This is a genomic window from Petrocella atlantisensis, from assembly GCF_900538275.1.
GTDB lineage: Bacteria > Bacillota > Clostridia > Lachnospirales > Vallitaleaceae > Petrocella > Petrocella atlantisensis.
On the sequence record NZ_LR130778.1, the window covers coordinates 3041874 to 3061823 of the forward strand.

The following is a 19950-nucleotide window of genomic DNA, read 5'->3' on the forward strand; positions in this document are numbered from 1 at the left end:
TCAAGTGGTAATAAAATAGAATTTCTCGACAATAAAACTGTCTAAGTTGAGATAATCAGATATTCGATTATAGAAAACCTATTAGTTGGGGGTGAATAAGATGCTTGAGACAACACCTATTTCAATAATACGTAAATTAAACTATTTAGTTAATGTCGTTGTGATTCTTTTTTTCTCATTTATCATTTCATCAACAACAACAAAGATTTTTGATGGTTTTTTAGCAAGAGAATTCCTTGAACGGGTACAGTATTTACCTATTATTCCACAAAATATTGCGGTTCTTGCAATGGTGTATATGCTGGCACTTGGTGCTTCAAACATATTAAAAAGTTATTTGCTTAAGAGGAAGTTTTTTGGTGTAAGGCTTCTTCTATTGGTTGATTTTTGGCTGTGCTTTATGATTGTTTATTATATGAATTTCAGTTATCGTGGCATATTTCTTCTATTGATGATGAATATAATCACTTATGCAAAGGAACCCCATTCAAGGGTGTGGATGCTAATTTTTGCTCTTGTCTCATTTATATTGTTAGACTATGATATTTGGTCTAACCGGCTTGCGATGCTGTCACTGACTGAGTATGTGGACTATAATCCAGAAGAAGTAAAAATCTTTATGTTGGTAGGTAAGAATCTATTGACATCCATTAATGAAATTGGGTTCATAGGCTTCCTCTATCTTTTACTTCAAAACAAGATAAATGAAAATGCAGCCATTAGTTCATTGAATACAAAGTTAAGAGAAACGGCATCTGAGCTTAAAATGGCGAATATGCAACTTGAAGTTTTTGCTCAGACTATGGAAGAAAATGCAAAAATGAAGGAACGAAATCGACTGGCGAGAGAAATACACGATATATTGGGACATTCCTTGACAAGTATTACAACCGGTTTAGAAGCTTGTGTTTCAATTATCGGGTTTGAGCCTGAAGTTGCAAAAACACAATTAGGTAAAATATTGGAGCTCTCTAGAAAGGGCTTGGATGAGGTTCGACGTTCTGTTCGAGAATTAAAAGTGGATACGATTTCAAAGTCTGAACTTATACCGGCTATTACTATTATGGTGAATGATATTAACGAGTGTACACCGGTTAAGATTGATATGGAGATTAGCGGGCAAGTCCTAAAGCTTAAAGAAGATGAAGAACAAACAGTTTACCGGATCATTCAAGAGTCTATTACGAATGCAATTCGACATGGAAAAGCAAGTCATATTGATTTACATATTGATTTTTATCAACATGTTGTGAAAGTGATGGTTGCAGATAATGGGAAAGGCAGTGTAAATGTAGAAGAAGGATTTGGATTAACACATATTAGAGAAAGAATTGCAATGTTAAATGGAACGATGATGTATGAAACAAATCCAGGAGAGGGATTTACAATAAATGTTGGAATTCCCATAAGGTGGGGGTCAGCGTATGATTAATATGGATAAGTCGGGCGTTATAACAAAAAAAAGTGTAATTGCTTTAGTTGTGATTATTTATATTATATTAGGCATATTTTTTGTTCAGGGATTGAAATCCGATAAGAAAACGATCGTTCAAATAGGTATTTATTCCGGAAACGAATGGGGAGTACCTCAAATTGATGTCTATCGTATTTATGATGAAGCCATAAAGCTTTTTGAAAAGGAAAATCCGGGCGTAACTGTTGAATATCGAAGTGGTACCTTAATGGATGATTATTCAGAGTGGTTGGCACAAAAGATACTTAACGGCGATGAACCGGATGTGTTTATAGTACTGGGAGAAGACTTTGACACATTATCTTCTATTGGCATGTTAGAGCCTTTGGATGTGTTTATGAAAAGTGATTCTTCTTTTCATTCTGAAGATTTTTACAAAAAGGGGATTGAGGCCGGCATCTATGATGGCTACCAATATGCCATGCCATTTCAAATAGTACCAACATTCATGATTGTAAATGAGACCTTGTTAAAAGAAAATAATTTGACGGTGCCGGATATGGACTGGACCCTTGATGAATTTCTGAGAATGACTGAAGCATTAACAAAGGATACGAATCAAGATGGTATTAATGACCAGTATGGCGTAATGGGTTATGGATGGGAGAATACATACTACGCGGCCAAAGGAACTTTTGAGGCTGGAGATAAGGCCATTGATGTGTATGATGAAGAGAAGCTGAAAAAAGCAATTGAAGTCTCTAAGGCATTATACACACAAAATAGCGGTCAGAATGTACCACCTTACGCATTTGATCAGGGACTGGTTGGGTTTAAAACCTTTTCATTAGCTGAATTTAGAGCGTATAAACCCTATCCCTATAAAGTGAAAAAATACTCGGATTTCATTTGGGAACCTATATCTTTTCCTAGTGTGGATCATAATACCAGTATCGGTAAACTCTATACGGTACAATGGGGAATGAGCAGCAGATCAAAGAATAAGGACTTAGCATGGGAATTTATCAAGTTTATGAGTAATAATGATGAAGTACAACAAATGGTTTGGGATTACACGTATACATTGCCGACCAAAATATCGGTGTCGAATAAAGCCAGTGCCCAGGATGAGGTACTTAGTAATGTATTGGATGCGGCATTTTTGGAGTCGGTAATCGATCAATCGGTTATTGAGCCAACCTTTAAAAAATATCAGAAGCTCATCGAATCCATGGATATAAGGATTAAGGTGAATATCATGGATGATAAATCTATGCAAGAGATTATTCGTAGTGTTAGAGTAGAAGCTGACAGTATACTTGAAAGTGAGAATTAGGGACTTGGAGGGGAAAATATGAAAAAAGCAATAGTTATACTACTCATATTATCAATGCTTGCCGGTGTACTTTCAGGATGTAGTAAGGAAAGGAATGATGACACACCACAATTAAAGTCTTCCTATAAGTTTGGAGCGACTTATATGACCCTGAATAATCCTTTCTTTGTTTTGCTCAATAAAGGCATAAAAGATGTCGTAGAAGCCAATGGTGATATATTAATTGCACTGGACCCTGCTCTTGATCCTGACAAACAGATCAGTCAAATAGAGGATCTAATCGCACAAGGGGTTGATGCTATTTTTGTAACCCCTGTAGACTGGAAAGGCATCCGTCCTGCCCTTGAAGCAGCACAAGAAGCCGGCATACCCATAATCAATGTAGATGCGCCTGTATATGATACAGAACTTGTTGCATCCATTATAACATCCGACAATTATAATGCGGGTGTCATATGTGCCAATGACATGATGAGAAAATTAAACAAAGCAAAAATTGTAACCTTAGAACATCCAACGGCTAAATCAGCCATTGACAGAACACAAGGGTTTATCGATACAATTGCTGGTATGGAGAATTATGAAATTGTTGCTAGGCAATCATCAGAGGGACAATTAGAACAAGCAATGTCTGTTATGGAAGATATTATACAAGAGAATCCTGAAATAAATGTTGTTATGGCATTAAATGACCCAACAGCAATGGGCGCCATAGCAGCACTTCAAGCCATTGATAGTGAAGAAAGGATACTTGTATATGGTATAGACGGTGCTCCGGAAGCAAAACAAATGATTAAAGATAGGAAGATGACCGCCACAGCAGCGCAATCGCCAATGACCATTGGAATGACAGCAGCTCAAGTGGCTTATGATATCTTAGCAGGTAAAGAAGTAGAAAAGGAAATATTTGTAGATGTTATCTTTATTGATATCTATAATGTGGATGAATATGGAACAACAGGTTGGCAATAAGAACTAAAAGGACAAAACATAGAATGGGTTAAAATTTTTTGTTATTTTTACATGCGTTTAACTTTGAAATACACCAACATCCCTGCCGCTATAGTCATACATGTGGCTATAAAAAGTTGAATGGCATAGGGGTAGTCAAGACCTGGAAAATGAATAAAGTTCATACCAAAGAAACCTGCAAGAAATGACAACGGGATGAAAATAACAGAAAAAGTGGTAAGTGTCATCATGGTTTTATTAAGTGCGTTGCTTTTTTCTGCCATTTGCATTTCATAGAGGCTGTTGATCATTTCACGATAACTTTTTAAAGAATCACCAAGTTGAGTTAAGTGATCCATTAAATCTGCATAATAAGGCACATCTTCTTTAGTGAAATAGGGATTTGATTCACGTGTAAAAATTAGAATCGCATCATGGATAGGTGTAATCGCATTCACCATATAAAGCAACTCTTTTCGAAGTTGATAGATTCGAGTCATGTCTGTGTTGCCAGTCTCAATGACGTTCACTTCCAAATCTGCAAAGGTTTCAAAAGACTGGTTGATGACAGGGAAGTAATGATCGACGATAGCGTCGATTATTGAATAATATAGATACTCTATGCCGCGTTCCACAATACGATCATTTCCGGATTCAATTCTTTTTCGAATACCTTCAAAAACATCACCCTGCACTTCCTGGAAAGTCAGTATGACTTTATCTTTTACAAATATTGAAACATGCTCATGATGGATGTCTTCATTCTTAAGATATATCATTTTAAATATAGAAAACAGATAAAATTCTTTAAGCTCGATTTTGCTACGTTGAGACACATGTACAACATCTTCCAAGTCCATGTGATGGATGCCAAACTTGTTACCGATTCTTCGGATTAACTCAATATCATGGAGTCCAGTAATGTTGATCCAGTATTTCTTATCATCTACTTCCAAAGATTCCAGATCTGTGATTTCCATCCTTTGATACCAGTCATGGTCATAAGAAATAACATCGATCTTAACGCCGATATTTGTATGCAACCCCGTATAACTTAACGTTCCGGGGGGCTCACCAATGCTACGTTTTTTTTGTAGTATCATATTAAAAGGATCCTTAAAATTATTAAAATTCATAGATGTATCTACCACCTTCTTTATATCTGGGTTCATCCTTATTCTATCACTTGAAGTATCTCTTATTCAATGAGAACATTTGAATAAATCTATCTGTCCGAGTAATAATACACTCAACTTAGGTTACTTAAAAACTTTAATTGATAACAGTTATTAATTATCGTATACTAAGAGTAGTACAATTAAAAAGGACAAACCAGAGGAATCTGTTTGAATAGGAGATGGACAGTTCATGAGCAATGAAAAAGAAGTAAAAACAGTAAAAACAGTAAAAACAGTAAAAACAGTAAAAACAGGATGGCATCTGGATGATAGTTATGCCCGTTTGCCAAAGATGTTTTTCACAAAGATTAAACCGAGTGGTGTAGCCTCTCCGAGTTTGATCACATTAAATAATCCATTGGCATCATTCTTAGGACTTACTGAGAAAGATCTAAGAAGCGAAGAAGGCCTAGCGATTCTAGCCGGCAACAAAGTACCTGAAGGTAGTTTGCCACTTGCACAAGCGTATGCAGGGCATCAATTTGGACATTTTACGATGCTTGGTGATGGTCGAGCATTGCTTATTGGAGAACAAATAACGCCTTTTGGTGAACGCTATGATCTTCAACTTAAAGGTTCCGGTCCAACACCTTATTCTCGAGGCGGCGATGGTCGAGCTGCACTTGGGCCGATGCTCCGTGAATACATTATTAGTGAGGCCATGTATGCTCTTGGTATTCCAACGACGCGTTGTCTCTCAGTTGTAACAACCGGTGAATCCGTTATCCGCGAAACCAATCTAGATGGCGCAATTTTGACCCGTGTAGCAGCAAGTCACCTGCGTGTTGGTACCTTTCAATACATAGCAAATTGGGGTACGGTTGAGGATCTTCGCACACTTGCAGACTATACACTTAACCGTCATTTTGTAGATGTGGAAGCTAAAGAGAACCCTTATTTATTCCTACTTCAAGAAGTTATCAAGCGTCAAGCCCAGTTGATAGCAAAATGGCAACTTGTAGGTTTTGTTCATGGTGTTATGAATACGGACAATATGTCAATAAGTGGAGAAACGATTGATTATGGCCCCTGTGCTTTTATAGATGCGTATAATCCGGCTACAGTATTTAGTTCGATTGATCGTGGAGGTCGCTATGCTTATGGCAATCAGCCTCACATAGCAAGATGGAACCTAGCTCGGTTTGCTGAAACCTTATTGCCTCTTCTTCATCCTAATCCATCTGAGGCAATTAAGTTGGCGGAGACAGAAGTTTTAAAATTTTCTAATTTATATCAAGACAATTGGGTAAAAGGAATGAAATCAAAGCTAGGTATGTTTGATGATGAGGTTGGTGATGATTTACTGATTAACGAACTTCTCAAAATGATGGAGAATGCTCATGCAGACTATACCAATACTTTTTGTGCTCTGACTTTTAATAGACCTCAAGATACGAGTATTTATGATTTGCCCGAATTTGTTTCATGGCATTCAAGGTGGCAGGAGAGAAGAAGCAAGCAGAAGCAATCGAAAGTTCAATCTGATCAGTTAATGCGAGATTCTAATCCAGCAGTAATTCCGCGTAACCATAGGGTAGAAGAAGCCCTGGAAGCGGCAGTAAGGTATAAGGATTATAGAGTAATGGAGCGTTTGCTGAGTGTACTTTCGAGCCCATATGCACACAATATCGATCAGACTGGTTATTATACATTGCCAAGTCCATCTGACCGACCATACCAAACCTATTGTGGAACTTGAGGGGATAGCCTTGAAAATCATGCATTCAAATCATTTAGGAAAGTATTTAACCTGTCTCTAAGGAATTATAGCTTAGAGACTTTTTTTGTACTCCAGGAAAGTATATGCTATGTAAACTATCAAGGAAATCTTTCCTGCCGGAACAATTTGCTTTGCAAAGCGAGGCGTAGCCTCTTTGTTCTACTCTAGGAAAGACAATGCTATGTAAACGATTAAGGAAGTTTCCTTTCGAACCGTTCAGAAATATGAGCAGAGCTCATAACGAAGCAGAGCTTCTTTTCTTCTACTCGACAAACTGTTATATATTCAGCTATGAGCAAAGCTGAAAACGTCAGATGTATAGATAATAAAGTAGATTTTGTAAGGTTTTTTGCTGAAATTCTGAATCAAAGAGAATATAATAATAGTAAACCCAAAAAATACAGCATAGAATTAGAATTGTATAAACCAAATTAGATTATACAAGGAGATAGAATGTACGAAGAAATGATGGAAGCTTCACTAGATTATATTGAAGAAAATTTGTTTGATAATCTTTCCTTAAAAAGAATATCAGATCATTTTAATATGTCCAGTTTTCACTTTAGTCGCATTTTTTCATTTATGATTGGAGAACCTTATCGACAATACTTGCTTAAGAGAAAAATGAGTCATTCTTTAGTCATGTTAAATGATAATGCGTCGATTATTGATACTGCTTATAGCTATGGATTTACTTACCCTGAAAGCTATACAAGAGCGTTCAAGCAGGTTTTTGGTATATCTCCTAAAAAATATCAAAGTAATAAGAATCTGATTCAACCTTATGGAATTGGTAAAGTAATCACCAGGGATCTTGTTAACTTTAAAGGTGAATTGTATATACGTTCAGATTATGAATTTATGGAAAGTCAGCGGTTTTATTTTGATGAGATAAAAATCGATAAAAGCAATCCGAATTGGATGAAAGATATATATCAGGCAGGAGATTGCTTCCTTGAAAATACTCAAGACCTACCTTTTATTAATCAAAGATATTATTTTAATTCTGTTAAGTGCGAAGAATATCAAATGAAATATGCCATTCGATTTATGAAGTTAACAAATAAGAAGGTCGCACAACCAGATGATAAGATAATTATAGAAGAAGGCGGATGGTTCGCAAAATTTCATTATGTTGGAAAAATAAAAGATATCTATGATTCTCTTGAAATAGATGTAAAAAGATGGATTGAAAGAAAAGATGAAAAATTAGAGTATGTTGGAAATGGAATAATCATCCGTTATGAACTCAGTGATCTGTCTCAATTTGACATTATGGTTAGACTTAAAAGAAAGCTAAACAGATTAAAAGAATAAAAACATAGCAAAATATGTTAGGAATAAAAGCTACATCACTGTTACTATGACTCTAGGAGGTGCATGTATGCTACGAAACTATTTATTAAGAAATCTTATTAAGAAGAAGTTGAACTTGAGCAAACCACTGGAGGAAGTCAGGAAAGATGTTCGACAATTTAGAATCAAACAGAAGTGTAGAGAATCAACTTATATTGAATCAACAATAATTAATGAAGCGCCATGTTTATGGGTCGTTCCGGATGGGTGTGATACGAACCGATTTGTTTTGTATCTTCATGGAGGCGGTTATTGCCTTGCTGCATATGATAATACCGTACAAAGAACTATAGATTTAGCAGAAAACTTAAAAATGTCTACGCTAATGATAGATTATCCGGTTGCCCCAGAGTATCCTTTTCCAAGTGCTATTGAGAAGGTGAATAGTATTTACGAAAGTATTGCAGACAATAAGCAGGTGGTATTGCTTGGAGAATCATCTGGTTGTGGATTGGTTTTAAACCTTATGGTAAGTTTAAGAGAAAAGAAGAAAAGACAACCGGTTGCGTCCATTTTACTAACACCCTTTCTAGATGCAACATATGCTGGTAGAAGCTATACGATTATGAAAGAAAAAGATCCCTTTTATGTTAAGCCACCTTATATAATATCAGACTATTATACGATAGGTCAGAATAAGAAGAACCCATGGATATCGCCTCTATTTCATGATGTGCATGATTTAGCTCCAATTCTAATTCATGTCGCTGAATATGATACTTTAGCAGATGACGGTATGAGGTTGTATGAAAAACTAAAGAAAGCACATAATGAAGTAGAATATCGTAAATGGACAGGTATGTGGCATCTATTTCATACGCAACATGATTTGATTCCGGAAGGGAAAAGGGCCATGGAAGCGTGTAAAAAATTTCTACATGATAAACTGGTATCTGTATAATTTTAATGCAACACTTTATAATCATAAGGTTAATATATCAATCTAACTAGAGTTTTGAGTGATTTGATCATAAATAATCTACTGTAAAAGATAAACCGATTGAAGATAGGAGAAAGATAAAATGAAATTATTAATAAATGGTCTATCAATTGTAACTATGCTAATGCTTTTTTCAACAATTGTATGTGGTTTTTGGATAAAGAGCAATCAAATAGTTGAAAAAAGTTCTATTCAATTTCATGCTGTGATGGGTTCGATATCTGCTATTTTAACAATAATATTACTGATTGTACTAATGGTAACAATCAAAAAAGTAGCATAAATATGAAAATATAATTTGCCGGATTATATTAGGTGTTGTAGCATCTTTAAGCCACTACTATATTTATGCTTCTAATTGTTATATTTTTGTTATCAATTAAGTAAAGCGATTTGGTATAATGTATTTAATACTAGTGGATGGAGGCCATCATGAATCTAAAAGTCATAACAAAAAAAGATATGAACAATCTTAAACGATCAAGAAAAGGTATCGTAGATTTTCTTGTCGTCTTGATTTTTGTGTTTTTAGGGGGCGATTTGTTTATGATGGCTTATACCGCAAATAATGAAAATATAGTAGTGGAACCTATTCATGAAGATACGATTATTTTGCCTGCAAAACAAGGGTATAGCATCATAAATATTGAAGGTGAAAAAGGTTATTTTCAGGATGATCATTTAATATTCATTCAGGAAAATGAAAAAGAGGGTGAAGTTGTTTTATTTCATCGTGATAATGGTATTCTTGATCAGTTTAATTATGCCGGCAATATTACTCAAGTAAGTATGGATGAAAATATATTGCATTTAGTAGCTACTCAATCACAAGAGTCAGAAATCAATAAAATGGATCAAGTTAGTTCGAGTGAGATGGTGTATTCTGTGATGATTGATAAGGATAAAATGCTAAAGGAAAATATTAGAAGTAGGTGATCAGAGATGAAGATATTATTATTATAGGATGAAATCGGTATTAGTTCGTTTATCTTCATCCAATTAACCAGGCATTCTTATGATGTGGTTGTTGCGAAGACGGTCAAAGAAGCTATGGATATATATGACCCTACTTATACTATGTTATTGGTTGATTTGATGTTACCGGATGGAAGTGGAATTGAGTTTATCAAATATGTAAGGATGAGTAATACTACAATACCGATTATTATCTTAACGGCCTTGACCGAAGATGATGATGTTGTTGAGGGATTTATGGCTGGCTGTGATGATTACGTTAAAAAGCCCTTTGGCATTGGCGAATTAATGATTAGAATGAAACGCTATCAAAACAATAATAAGCAGTCCCAAGCTATTATTGTAAGAGAACCATTCACCTTAGATTTATGTAATCGGGCAGTAAGAAAAGAAGGGGTTAATATAATTCTAACCCCGACAGAATTTAAGTTGTTTCAGTTATTTTTTATAAACCACGAAAAAACGTTTACAAAAAATGAAATTGCGGACTTGATTTGGGGTAAAGATTATGTCGGGGACCTACAAATCGTAATTGTTAACGTTAATAGGCTAAGATGCAAATTAGATAGAGATAAAGAAGCTTATATAAAAACAGTTTGGGGCGTTGGCTACAAGTGGGAGAATTAGATGAAAGTATTAAGTTTGGTTTCATTTTACTTCGGTATTCTTTTTTTCATGATACTTATTTTGTTTGGAATAGGGAACTTCCGTTTAATTAAATCTAATTATTCTGAAGCTGCACATCAAAATATTATATCAATCATGGAAGAAGGTACTAAAGCCTATGATTCAGACAATGCTTATTATCAAAGTATTCTAAATAATGATAAGATCTATTATGAAATAAGAGAAGGGGATAAAGTCATTGAATACTCTAATAGATATTTATATCCTTTAGACTATACAAATACGGATTTCTATACAGATAGAACTGTTCTTAAAGACGGTAAAGAATTAATTGTTGTTAGTGATTTGAGTCATATATATAAGTTCGAGAAGGGTTTGATATATAGACTAGTATATAGATTGGCATTCATTTTTGTAGTGGGCTTATTGTTTACGATATTACTATCAGATAGCATATCGAAGCCTATTCATATTTTAGAAAAAGGGATTCTAAATGGGGAAAAGGTGGTCTGTGATAATTTAGAGTCTGATATGGCGCGATTGTACTTAAAGTATAACGAATTAATTGAAAGTGTTGATTCAAATGAGAAACTTAAAAAAGAATTTATCAGCATGATCAGTCATGAACTTAGAACACCGCTAACTAGTATAAAAGGGTGGATTGAAATTGTTGGCAAAAAAAATGTAGATGACCGTACATTGGATCAGGGCATATTGATTATCAATTCAGAAATGGAACGTTTAGAATTACTCATATCTGACTTAATAGATTTTAATAAATATAATAAAAATAGTATGAAGATGACAATGGACAACAACGACTTAAAGATTTTTCTGATTGAGATGGCTAAGACTTATCAGGAATATGATATAAGGGTAAGTTATTCTCAAAGAGCATATAATCTAAAGTTTGATATCGACAGGATGAAGCAGGTCTTTCACAATTTAATACAAAATAGTATTAAGTTTAGAGGAGATTCTCATGTAAAAATCGAAATAGATTTATCTATTGAAAAAGAATTTTATATGATTAAGTACCGTGATTATGGAACAGAAATGACTATAGAAGAAGTCAATCATATGTTTGATAAGTTTTATAAAAGAAATAAGGTGATGCCTGGCGTCGGTCTTGGCCTGTACGTAGTAAAAGAAATCATTCAAGCGCACAAAGGTAGAGTCAGAGCTATACATGTGGATAAAGGCATTTCTTTAGTAATATTGCTACCCATTAATATATGATTTGTAAAGAGTTATTTTTAACATTAGGAGGAAAAAAATGAAAAAAATAGGGCGAAGATTAAAAAGTATTTTGGAGTTTATGTTTAAGTATTTTCCAATCACAGGTGGATATTCTGCAAAAGACGCAGATGATTTAATGAAAGACCCTGATCATTACAATTACAGAGATATGTCTTGGGTCAAAAAACAAGAAGACAAATGGCTAAATAGAAACAAGAAGTGAAGCGTAGCAGGAGACATAACTGAAAGAACGGAGAATGACGATGGTACGATTGTAATTCTGGTTGAAGGTGAATTAGATAACAATGGTGCTGATTATGCTCGGGGATATGTTACAGTTAATAAAGATACTATACAGGCAGCAACCAGACAAATCAACATTGCTCCTGAAGAAACTGAAGTTCCTAAAAATACTGAAGATTAATCTTAGATAAATGAGATACCTCATAGGGCGTCATCCATATGGGGTATGTTTATTTTATATATAATGTACTGGTTTTATTTTAGAATATAATTTATACTTAGATATAGGTCATACATATGACGACCTATATCTAAGTATTTTTGGAATTAAAACTGCTGTGTATAGGGCTTTGTATTTGAAAATTAGAACCTTGGAGGCATAAGATGTTTGAAAGAATAGATAATGAATCAGTGGTTAGTATTGTAGTGAACAAAATTAAGACGTCAATTATAAAGGGAGAGCTTTTACCCGGCGATAAACTACCAACTGAAGTTGAATTGATTGAGCAATTAGGTGTAGGAAGAAATTCTGTCAGAGAAGCGGTCAAAATGCTTACAGCTCTTGGCGTATTAGAAGTGAAAAGAGGACAAGGCACATATGTTGTGAAAAAAGTTAAACCGAGTTTTTTCAACCCATTACTGTTTAGTTTGATCATTGAACCGAAGTCAAATAAAGATTTGTATGAGCTTCGAGTTATGTTCGACACGATGGTGTTGTTTAATCTTATGGATAAGATGACGAAATTAAAATTTGAAAAGATATACAATCTTCTTGCTGAGGTTGAAGATAACTTCAAAAAGGATGTTCATACGATTGATTATTATGTACAACAAGATCTAGAATTTCATAAGTTACTTATGGATTTTACGGAGAATGCTCTAATAAAGCAAATTGGTGAAGTCATCATTAGTCTATTTCCAGAATATATCAAGAAATCTATTTCTCAAGAAAACGGTATCAAGAGAAGCATTGAAAACCATTATGGTATAGTAGAACTTCTTAAACATAAAAATAAATCAGGTGTGAATGAATTGGTTGAAAAAACGCTTCGAGAATGGAAGCTTGAATGGAAGAGTGCAGACTGATCTTTATAGAGGTCAAAGCATAAAAACTTGAAAGAGATAAGTACTTTTATAGGTACTTATTTTTTTTTGTTCTCAAGGAAAGTCATACTTTAGTATTCAGCCTTGAAGCCTGGCAGAATACGTCAAAGACCTTTCCTTTCGAACCGTTCAGAAATATGAGCAGAGCTCATAACGAAGCGTAGATTCTTTTCTCGTTTGCATTTCAAGACATATTGCACAAGAAAGCTGAGAAGTTTCAAAAATAACTGTGAAACATATTGACAAAGGCTAGTAGAGGGGATATAATACATAGTACATCCTACGTAGTACGTAGTGCAAACAATTAAGGAGGAACTATGAACGATAAAATAGCATATCTAGAAGAAAAAGCGCGTGAATTGAGAACAACAATTCTTACGATGATCCATGCAGCAGGTTCAGGGCATCCAGGTGGATCCTTATCCGCTGCTGATTATGTAACAGTTCTGTACTATGATGAGATGCATATAGACCCTCAAAATCCGAAAATGGAAGACCGTGATCGCTTTATACTATCTAAAGGTCACAGTTGCCCTGTTCTTTATTCTGTCTTAGCACAAAAAGGGTATTATGATTACGAGATTATTCATACACTTAGAAAATTTGGTTCGATTTTACAAGGCCATCCTGATATGAATAAAGTTCCAGGTGTTGATATGACAACAGGTTCTCTTGGACAAGGATTATCCGTTGGCGCAGGCATGGCCATAGGGCTTAAATCTACTAATAATTCAGCGAGAGTGTTTGTATCCCTTGGAGATGGCGAGATTAATGAAGGTCAGGTATGGGAAGCCGCATGTACAGCATCTAAGTATAAGCTCGATAATCTTGTTGCAATCGTTGATTTTAACGGAATTCAAAACGATAGTTTTACAAAAGATATTATGCCCATGGACAATATTGCGGATAAATGGAAAAGTTTTGGCTGGGAAGTCATGGTCTGCGACGGACATGATATTTCAGATCTGGTTAAGACCTTTGAAGAAATGAAAGCCTTTAGACATGCAGGACGACCTATATGTATCGTAGCCAATACCATAAAAGGTAAAGGTGTCTCCTTTATGGAACATGTGCCAATGTGGCATGGTGTAGCTCCAAACAAAGAGGAATTCACACAAGCCTTAAGCGAAATCAATGGAGGTGACTGCAATGTGTAAGATTCAAAAAGAACATGTAAAAACATCCAGAGGCTATGACCCACAACCAACCAGACAAGCTTATGGTGATGTGTTGCTTGAAATGGGTGCGGAAAGAGATGACTTTTTTGTGATTGATTGTGATATAGCAAAGTCCATGAAAACCATGGCGTTTGCAGAAAAATATCCCCAAAGACATATTAATGTAGGCATAGCAGAACAAAATGCAGCTGGTGTTGGTGCAGGACTGGCTACCCTTGGGTATAAAGCGATTGTTAGTACCTATGCAGTCTTTGGAAGTATGAGAATGCTTGAACAGATTAGAACTAGTGCTTGTTATCCCAATTTAAACGTAAAGGTGTGTTGTAGCCATGGCGGACTTACACCTGCAAGTGATGGTGTTACACATCAAGCGATAGAGGATATGGGTATTTATCGTACTGTACCCAATATAGCAGTCATGATGCCTGCTGATTATAACGCCACAAAGGCCATGATGAGGGCATTGATGGATTATGATGGTCCATGTTATATAAGATTTACAAGAGACAGTATGCCCAATTTTTATGAAGAAAATGAAGAATTTGTCATAGGTAAAGGTAAGGTGCTTCGTGAAGGTAGGGATATTACCATTATCGCTAATGGCGATTTACTCCATGAAGCTATAAAAGCAACAGAAGAACTTATTGAAAATGGTGTTGATGTAGAACTCATCGATATGCACACAATCAAGCCTTTGGATGAAGAATTAGTTCTAAAAACCTTAGCAAAAACAGGTAAGATTATTACAGTTGAAGATCATAATATATTAAACGGATTGGGTAGTGCAGTTGCAGATATTCTGGCAACACAAGGTAATGGTATTATGAGAAAAGTCGGACTTAAAGATTGTTTTGCTGAGTCAGGACCTTATCATGATTTATTACATAAATATGAAATGGATGCTTGCTACATTATTAAAATGGCGCGAGAACTATTATAGAAAGGAGGGATAACATGAAGAAGAAATTATATCTTATTCATACCATTAATCAATTTATGGACATGATTTACAATCCATTTGCAAAGCCTTTTCTAGAAGCAAACGAAGACTTTGAAATCTTTAACATTGCTGATGACAGTTTACTACCACAAACACTTCAAGCTGGCAAGTTAACGGAAAGTGTAGCAAAAAGAATTATGCATTATGCATTAGCAGCTGAATCAAACGGTGCAGACGGTATCATGGTTACATGTACATCCGTAAATGAAGCAGCGGCCTATGCAAGAAAATTTGTAAACGTCCCAATGATTAATATTGATGAACCGGTAGCTAAAAAATGTGTTGATACGGGCACCAAAATAGGAATTCTAGCAACACTTCCTACAAGTCCGATCGCGACGCTTCGATTAATTAATGAAGAAGCAACTAGACAAGGTAAGATGATAGAACCTATAATTAAAGTTGTTGATGGGGCATTTGACATCCTATGTTCAGGAGACCATGCAAGACATGACGAACTTGTACGAGAGGCACTTTATGAGTTGGCCAAAGAAGTAGATGTGATCACATTTGCTCAGATTTCAATGAGCCGTGTTCAACATGATGATCCGGGTGTGCCATTGTTTAAAATTGGTGCCAGCGGGTTTGATGCGATAAAAGCGTTAATGGAAAAATAACAGGGTGGTATTAGGGGTTTACAAACCGTGGGGAACCATGAAAAAATTAATCAAAAAACCAGGAGGTATTATAATGAAAAAATCATTATCATTATTACTTGTTCTTATCATGGTAACAACATTATTTGCAGGTTGTGCAAAAGAAGAAAAAGCAGCTGAAACTGCACCTGTTGCAGAAGAAACTGAAGAAATAGCTGAAGTTGAAGAACCAATGGATGCATATCCGGAACGATCCATCAATAATATTGTCCCTTTTGGCGCAGGCGGTGGTACGGATGTGTGGAACAGGGCACTTAGTGCAGCAATGGAAGAGCCCCTTGGCGTTAAGATTCTTGTAAATAATATGACCGGTGGTGGACCGGGTGGAACGGGTCAAGCTTATGTATGGGACTCAGAGCATGATGGTTATACAATACTTGGAACAAGTGAAACACCACTATTGGTGCCTGTTATGACAGGTATGCCACAAACCACTGAAGACTTTGAATACTTTATCGCTGGTGGTTCACCAGGTTTACTACTTGTGAATAAAAATGCAGGTGTTGCAACAATCGAAGAACTCATTGAAAAGTCAAAAGCAGATCCGGACAAATATAAGGTTGCATCAACAGCGGGTGGATTATGGTTTATCTTAGCGAATCTTTTTAGTAGCTATGGTGATGTTCCTGTTGGTAATGTAACCTATGACGGTTCAAGACCGGCAATCACAGCTTGTGTATCAGGAGAGACAGCAGCAGTAACAGCTTCAGCAGGCGAGGTTGCAGATTTTATAAGGTCAGGCGACCTAATCCCACTTGTAGCCATTCAACCAACAGACTATGAATTCCCAGGCTACGGAGTTATTTCGGCAGTAACAAAATCCATTCCTTCTTTAGAAAAATACTTACCACTTAACCAATTTATAGGTTTTATGGTTCCGGCAGATACGGATCCAGCTAGAGTTAAAGTATTAAAAGATGCCTTTGAAGTGGCGATGGCAAGTGATGAAATTGCTAAGTTTGCAGAAGAACAATACGCAGTGATGTATAACTTGACAGGGGATGAAGCTAGAGCTTTCAGTGCAAAAGCACAAAGCACTATGAGCTGGATTCTTCAAGATATGGGACTTACCGAATTTTCACCGGAAGATTTTGATATACCTAGACCATAAGGCAAATCACAGCAAGTTAAGTGTTACTACAATGTACAATTCATAGGGCTGGTATATACCAGCCCTAAATTCTAAAGGAGGTTATGTAGTGGAAAAGCGAAATTTGAGAAGAGCAGATTTAGTGACCAGCATTATAGTTTTTGCTTTTTCAGTGTTTGTATTTATAAGCGCCATTGGACTAATGTCAAACACTTTAGAAAAAGGAAAAGAATGGTATGTATCTGCGGGTTTGTTCCCAATAATTATAAGTGTTTTTTTGGCCTTATGCGCATTTATGCTATTCTTCAGAGCAAAAAAAGATGGTGCGAGGTTTGACTTCATTCACAAAGAAGCAGTTATGGCCTTATTAAAAGACAGAGAATTTAGAGTGGCCGTCATTATAATTTCATTGCTCATAATTTATATCTTTATTTTATTACCCTTGTTGCCGTATTGGTTAGCAACCTTTATTTTCTTATACACTTTTATGCTTATTTTTCAAGAAAGAACCTTTAAGAATATAGTTATTATGACCATTGTGGCTGTTTTATCAACAGTTGCATTAACCTATGGATTTGGCACTTTAGCCATGATTCCACTACCATAAGAAAAGGAGATATATATGGAAAACTTAACAACTTTTATACAGTCGTTTTTTATGTTGTTTACTGATATAAATATCCTTTTGCTTATGCTAGGTGCAACAGCCCTTGGTGTTATTATAGGTGCTTTGCCGGGGCTAACAGCAACTATGGGTATTGCACTACTGACTGGTCTTACATATAATGTGCCACTTGAATATACATTTACAATATTGATGGGTGTGTATGTAGGTGGTATTTATGGCGGCAGTATATCAGCTATATTATTAAACATACCAGGAACGGCTTCTGCAGCTGCAACCGCACTTGATGGTCATCAGCTTGCATTACAAGGAAAAGCTGAGACGGCCATTAAAGTAACCCGTCTTGCATCTATTATTGGTACTTTTATTGGTGTGCTTGCCCTTGCACTTTTGGCACCACCACTTACTAACATAGCCCTTAAGTTTACATCACCAGAGTATTTTATGTTAGCCTTCTTTGGCGTTCTAATCTGTGGATCAGTTGCAGCAGATGATCTATCTATAAAAGGTTGGATTGCAGGTCTTATCGGTATATTGCTTGCATTTGTTCGCTTAGATGATCTTGAGAGCATTCCAAGATTTACATTTGAAAACTTTAATCTTTTTAGCGGTGTAGCTGTGATACCTGCAATGATTGGTTTTTACGCTATTCCAGAAGTTATAAAGGCTTTTGCAAAGACGGACAAGATAGAGGTGACAGAAGCAAAAGACACTGTTAAAGAAAAAATCAGTACGTTTAAAATTGTTTTCTCTAAGCTAAGGGTCATTATTCAATCAGCGTTAATTGGTCTAGGTCTTGGCGCTCTTCCAGGCGTTGGTGAAGACGTGGCTGCTTGGGTCGGTTACGACACAGCAAAGCGAACCAGTAAAGATAAGGCTTTATATGGAACAGGTTTATATGAAGGCGCTATTGCACCTGAAGTTGCTAACAATGCAGCTATCGGAGGCGCAACCATTCCCCTTCTAACCCTTGGTGTACCGGGTAGCCCACCTGCGGCTGTATTACTTGGTGCCTTGACTTTACATGGTATCCGTCCGGGACCAATGATTAATATTGAATCTCCGGGATTTATTAGTCAGATGGCAGCACTTATTATGTTGGCGGTTATCGCTTTATGGGTTGTTGGTATGATCCTTGCAAAACCCATGGCTAAAATTCTTAAAATCCCAACCGTTTATTTGATGCCTGTTGTCGCAGCTTTATCTGTAATTGGTGCATACGCAATAAATCTATCAAAGTTTGATTTGATTATGGTACTTATTTTTGGTATATTAGGGTATTTCCTATCGAAAATGTGCTATTCACCTGCTCCCATTGTACTTGGTTTGATACTTGGTAACATGATTGATGTTACATTTAGAAGAACGCTTATTGTGAGTAATGGAAGTTTTGCACCATTTTTCACCCGACCGATTGCTCTAATATTTTTTGTACTTATTGCTATTACGATTGTAAGTCAAGTAAGAGCGACGATAAAACGTTCGGATGCTTAAAGAATTATAATTTTATAAGGTTTGACATAACAAATAAGATGGATCATTTGTTTTTGAGTATTGGGAAATAATAAAGAGAAGGTGAGTAGATGGATGATTTAAGATTTGATAAGATTGATAGTGAATCAGTAGTGTCAAATGTTGTAAACCAGATTTCATCTCTGATTATAGAACGTCACTTTAATGCAGGCGACAAAATTCCAACAGAAATGGAACTAGCAAGTCGCTTAGGTGTGAGCCGCAATTCGATTCGAGAAGCTATTAAGATCCTTAGGACAGTGGGGGTTTTAGAAGTACTTAGAGGAAAAGGTACTTTTGTAACAACCACTGTATCACCAACTTTCTTTGATCCATTAATCTTTAGCTTGATACTTGAGCCATCATCTAATAAAGATCTATATGAACTAAGAATGATGTTTGATTCTATGGTCTTGTTTTGTGCAGTGAATCGTATTACAGTAGAACAAATAGCAACATTAAAAATGATGATAAAAATGACAGAGGCAAGCTTTGAAAAAAATAGTGAGGACTCAAATACGGACTATTATATCCTTCAAGATATAACATTTCATAAATACCTTCTTGAAACGACGCGTAATCCTTTGATTCAGAGAATTGGGTATTCAATTCTTGAATTTATTCCAGAATACGTAAGGCGAAGCATAGAACAAGAGCATGGTGTGGAGAGAAGTATAAAGAATCATAAGGAAATTATTCGTATATTAGAATCAAAAGATTTGAGTAAAATAATTGACATTACAGATTCAACATTAGCAGAGTGGAAGAACAACTGGCAAGAGGAAAATTAGAGCAAATTATGTTCT

The 19950-nt window shown here is 35.7% G+C and carries 20 protein-coding genes; 19 read left to right on the forward strand and 1 reads right to left on the reverse strand.

Annotation, left to right across the window (positions count from 1 at the left end):
• Window positions 1-100 precede the first annotated feature (100 nt).
• The 3 genes from PATL70BA_RS14010 to PATL70BA_RS14020 are packed head-to-tail and all read left to right on the forward strand — an operon-like array spanning window position 101 to window position 3722.
• On the forward strand, window positions 101-1432 hold the full coding sequence (locus PATL70BA_RS14010; protein WP_125137954.1) for a sensor histidine kinase: 1332 nt from the start codon (window positions 101-103) through the stop codon (window positions 1430-1432).
• Window positions 1425-2750, forward strand: a complete 1326-nt coding sequence (locus PATL70BA_RS14015; RefSeq protein ID WP_125137955.1) for an ABC transporter substrate-binding protein — start codon at window positions 1425-1427, stop codon at window positions 2748-2750. Before PATL70BA_RS14010 ends, PATL70BA_RS14015 begins: the two co-directional genes overlap by 8 nt.
• Window positions 2751-2768: 18 nt before the next feature.
• Entirely contained in the window at window positions 2769-3722 is a 954-nt protein-coding gene (locus PATL70BA_RS14020) for a sugar ABC transporter substrate-binding protein (protein WP_125137956.1), read from the forward strand.
• A 47-nt stretch (window positions 3723-3769) separates the two neighbouring features.
• On the opposite strand, the gene corA is transcribed toward PATL70BA_RS14020, so the two are convergent.
• Window positions 3770-4837: a magnesium/cobalt transporter CorA gene (gene corA, locus PATL70BA_RS14025; RefSeq protein ID WP_172596257.1), complete on the reverse strand. Its 1068-nt coding sequence runs from the start codon at window positions 4835-4837 to the stop codon at window positions 3770-3772.
• Between the two features lie 232 nt (window positions 4838-5069).
• Here corA and PATL70BA_RS14030 point away from each other — a divergent pair, with 232 nt between their 5' ends.
• The 16 genes from PATL70BA_RS14030 (at window position 5070) to PATL70BA_RS14105 (ending at window position 19935) form a co-directional block, all read left to right on the forward strand.
• A complete protein-coding gene (locus PATL70BA_RS14030) occupies window positions 5070-6578 on the forward strand; it encodes a protein adenylyltransferase SelO (RefSeq protein WP_125137958.1) in 1509 nt (502 codons plus the stop codon).
• A gap of 474 nt (window positions 6579-7052) precedes the next feature.
• Window positions 7053-7916, forward strand: coding sequence for a helix-turn-helix transcriptional regulator (locus tag PATL70BA_RS14035; protein WP_125137959.1), 864 nt, complete (start codon window positions 7053-7055; stop codon window positions 7914-7916).
• Between the two features lie 67 nt (window positions 7917-7983).
• Window positions 7984-8856: an alpha/beta hydrolase gene (locus tag PATL70BA_RS14040; RefSeq protein WP_172596258.1), complete on the forward strand. Its 873-nt coding sequence runs from the start codon at window positions 7984-7986 to the stop codon at window positions 8854-8856.
• 121 nt (window positions 8857-8977) lie between these two features.
• Window positions 8978-9178: a hypothetical protein gene (locus tag PATL70BA_RS14045; RefSeq protein ID WP_125137961.1), complete on the forward strand. Its 201-nt coding sequence runs from the start codon at window positions 8978-8980 to the stop codon at window positions 9176-9178.
• 149 nt (window positions 9179-9327) lie between these two features.
• On the forward strand, window positions 9328-9831 hold the full coding sequence (locus tag PATL70BA_RS14050) for a hypothetical protein (RefSeq protein ID WP_125137962.1): 504 nt from the start codon (window positions 9328-9330) through the stop codon (window positions 9829-9831).
• A gap of 57 nt (window positions 9832-9888) precedes the next feature.
• Window positions 9889-10497, forward strand: coding sequence for a response regulator transcription factor (locus PATL70BA_RS14055; RefSeq protein ID WP_330510359.1), 609 nt, complete (start codon window positions 9889-9891; stop codon window positions 10495-10497).
• Window positions 10498-11736, forward strand: a complete 1239-nt coding sequence (locus PATL70BA_RS14060; RefSeq protein ID WP_125137964.1) for a sensor histidine kinase — start codon at window positions 10498-10500, stop codon at window positions 11734-11736. It abuts the gene before it with no gap.
• Window positions 11737-11773: 37 nt separating this feature from the next.
• Window positions 11774-11959, forward strand: a complete 186-nt coding sequence (locus tag PATL70BA_RS14065; protein WP_125137965.1) for a hypothetical protein — start codon at window positions 11774-11776, stop codon at window positions 11957-11959.
• Window positions 11960-12363: 404 nt separating this feature from the next.
• A complete protein-coding gene (locus PATL70BA_RS14070; protein ID WP_125137966.1) occupies window positions 12364-13065 on the forward strand; it encodes a FadR/GntR family transcriptional regulator in 702 nt (233 codons plus the stop codon).
• A gap of 335 nt (window positions 13066-13400) precedes the next feature.
• A complete protein-coding gene (locus PATL70BA_RS14075) occupies window positions 13401-14240 on the forward strand; it encodes a transketolase (protein WP_125137967.1) in 840 nt (279 codons plus the stop codon).
• On the forward strand, window positions 14233-15201 hold the full coding sequence (locus PATL70BA_RS14080; protein WP_125137968.1) for a transketolase family protein: 969 nt from the start codon (window positions 14233-14235) through the stop codon (window positions 15199-15201). Before PATL70BA_RS14075 ends, PATL70BA_RS14080 begins: the two co-directional genes overlap by 8 nt.
• 14 nt (window positions 15202-15215) lie before the next feature.
• Window positions 15216-15878, forward strand: a complete 663-nt coding sequence (locus PATL70BA_RS14085) for an aspartate/glutamate racemase family protein (RefSeq protein ID WP_125137969.1) — start codon at window positions 15216-15218, stop codon at window positions 15876-15878.
• 73 nt (window positions 15879-15951) lie between these two features.
• On the forward strand, window positions 15952-17028 hold the full coding sequence (locus PATL70BA_RS14090; protein WP_172596259.1) for a tripartite tricarboxylate transporter substrate binding protein: 1077 nt from the start codon (window positions 15952-15954) through the stop codon (window positions 17026-17028).
• Between the two features lie 88 nt (window positions 17029-17116).
• The gene (locus tag PATL70BA_RS14095; RefSeq protein ID WP_172596260.1) at window positions 17117-17614 is read left to right on the forward strand and encodes a tripartite tricarboxylate transporter TctB family protein; all 498 of its coding nucleotides are present in this window, start codon (window positions 17117-17119) and stop codon (window positions 17612-17614) included.
• Between the two features lie 15 nt (window positions 17615-17629).
• Window positions 17630-19126: a tripartite tricarboxylate transporter permease gene (locus tag PATL70BA_RS14100; protein ID WP_125137972.1), complete on the forward strand. Its 1497-nt coding sequence runs from the start codon at window positions 17630-17632 to the stop codon at window positions 19124-19126.
• Between the two features lie 89 nt (window positions 19127-19215).
• A complete protein-coding gene (locus PATL70BA_RS14105) occupies window positions 19216-19935 on the forward strand; it encodes a FadR/GntR family transcriptional regulator (RefSeq protein ID WP_125137973.1) in 720 nt (239 codons plus the stop codon).
• Window positions 19936-19950: the final 15 nt, after the last annotated feature.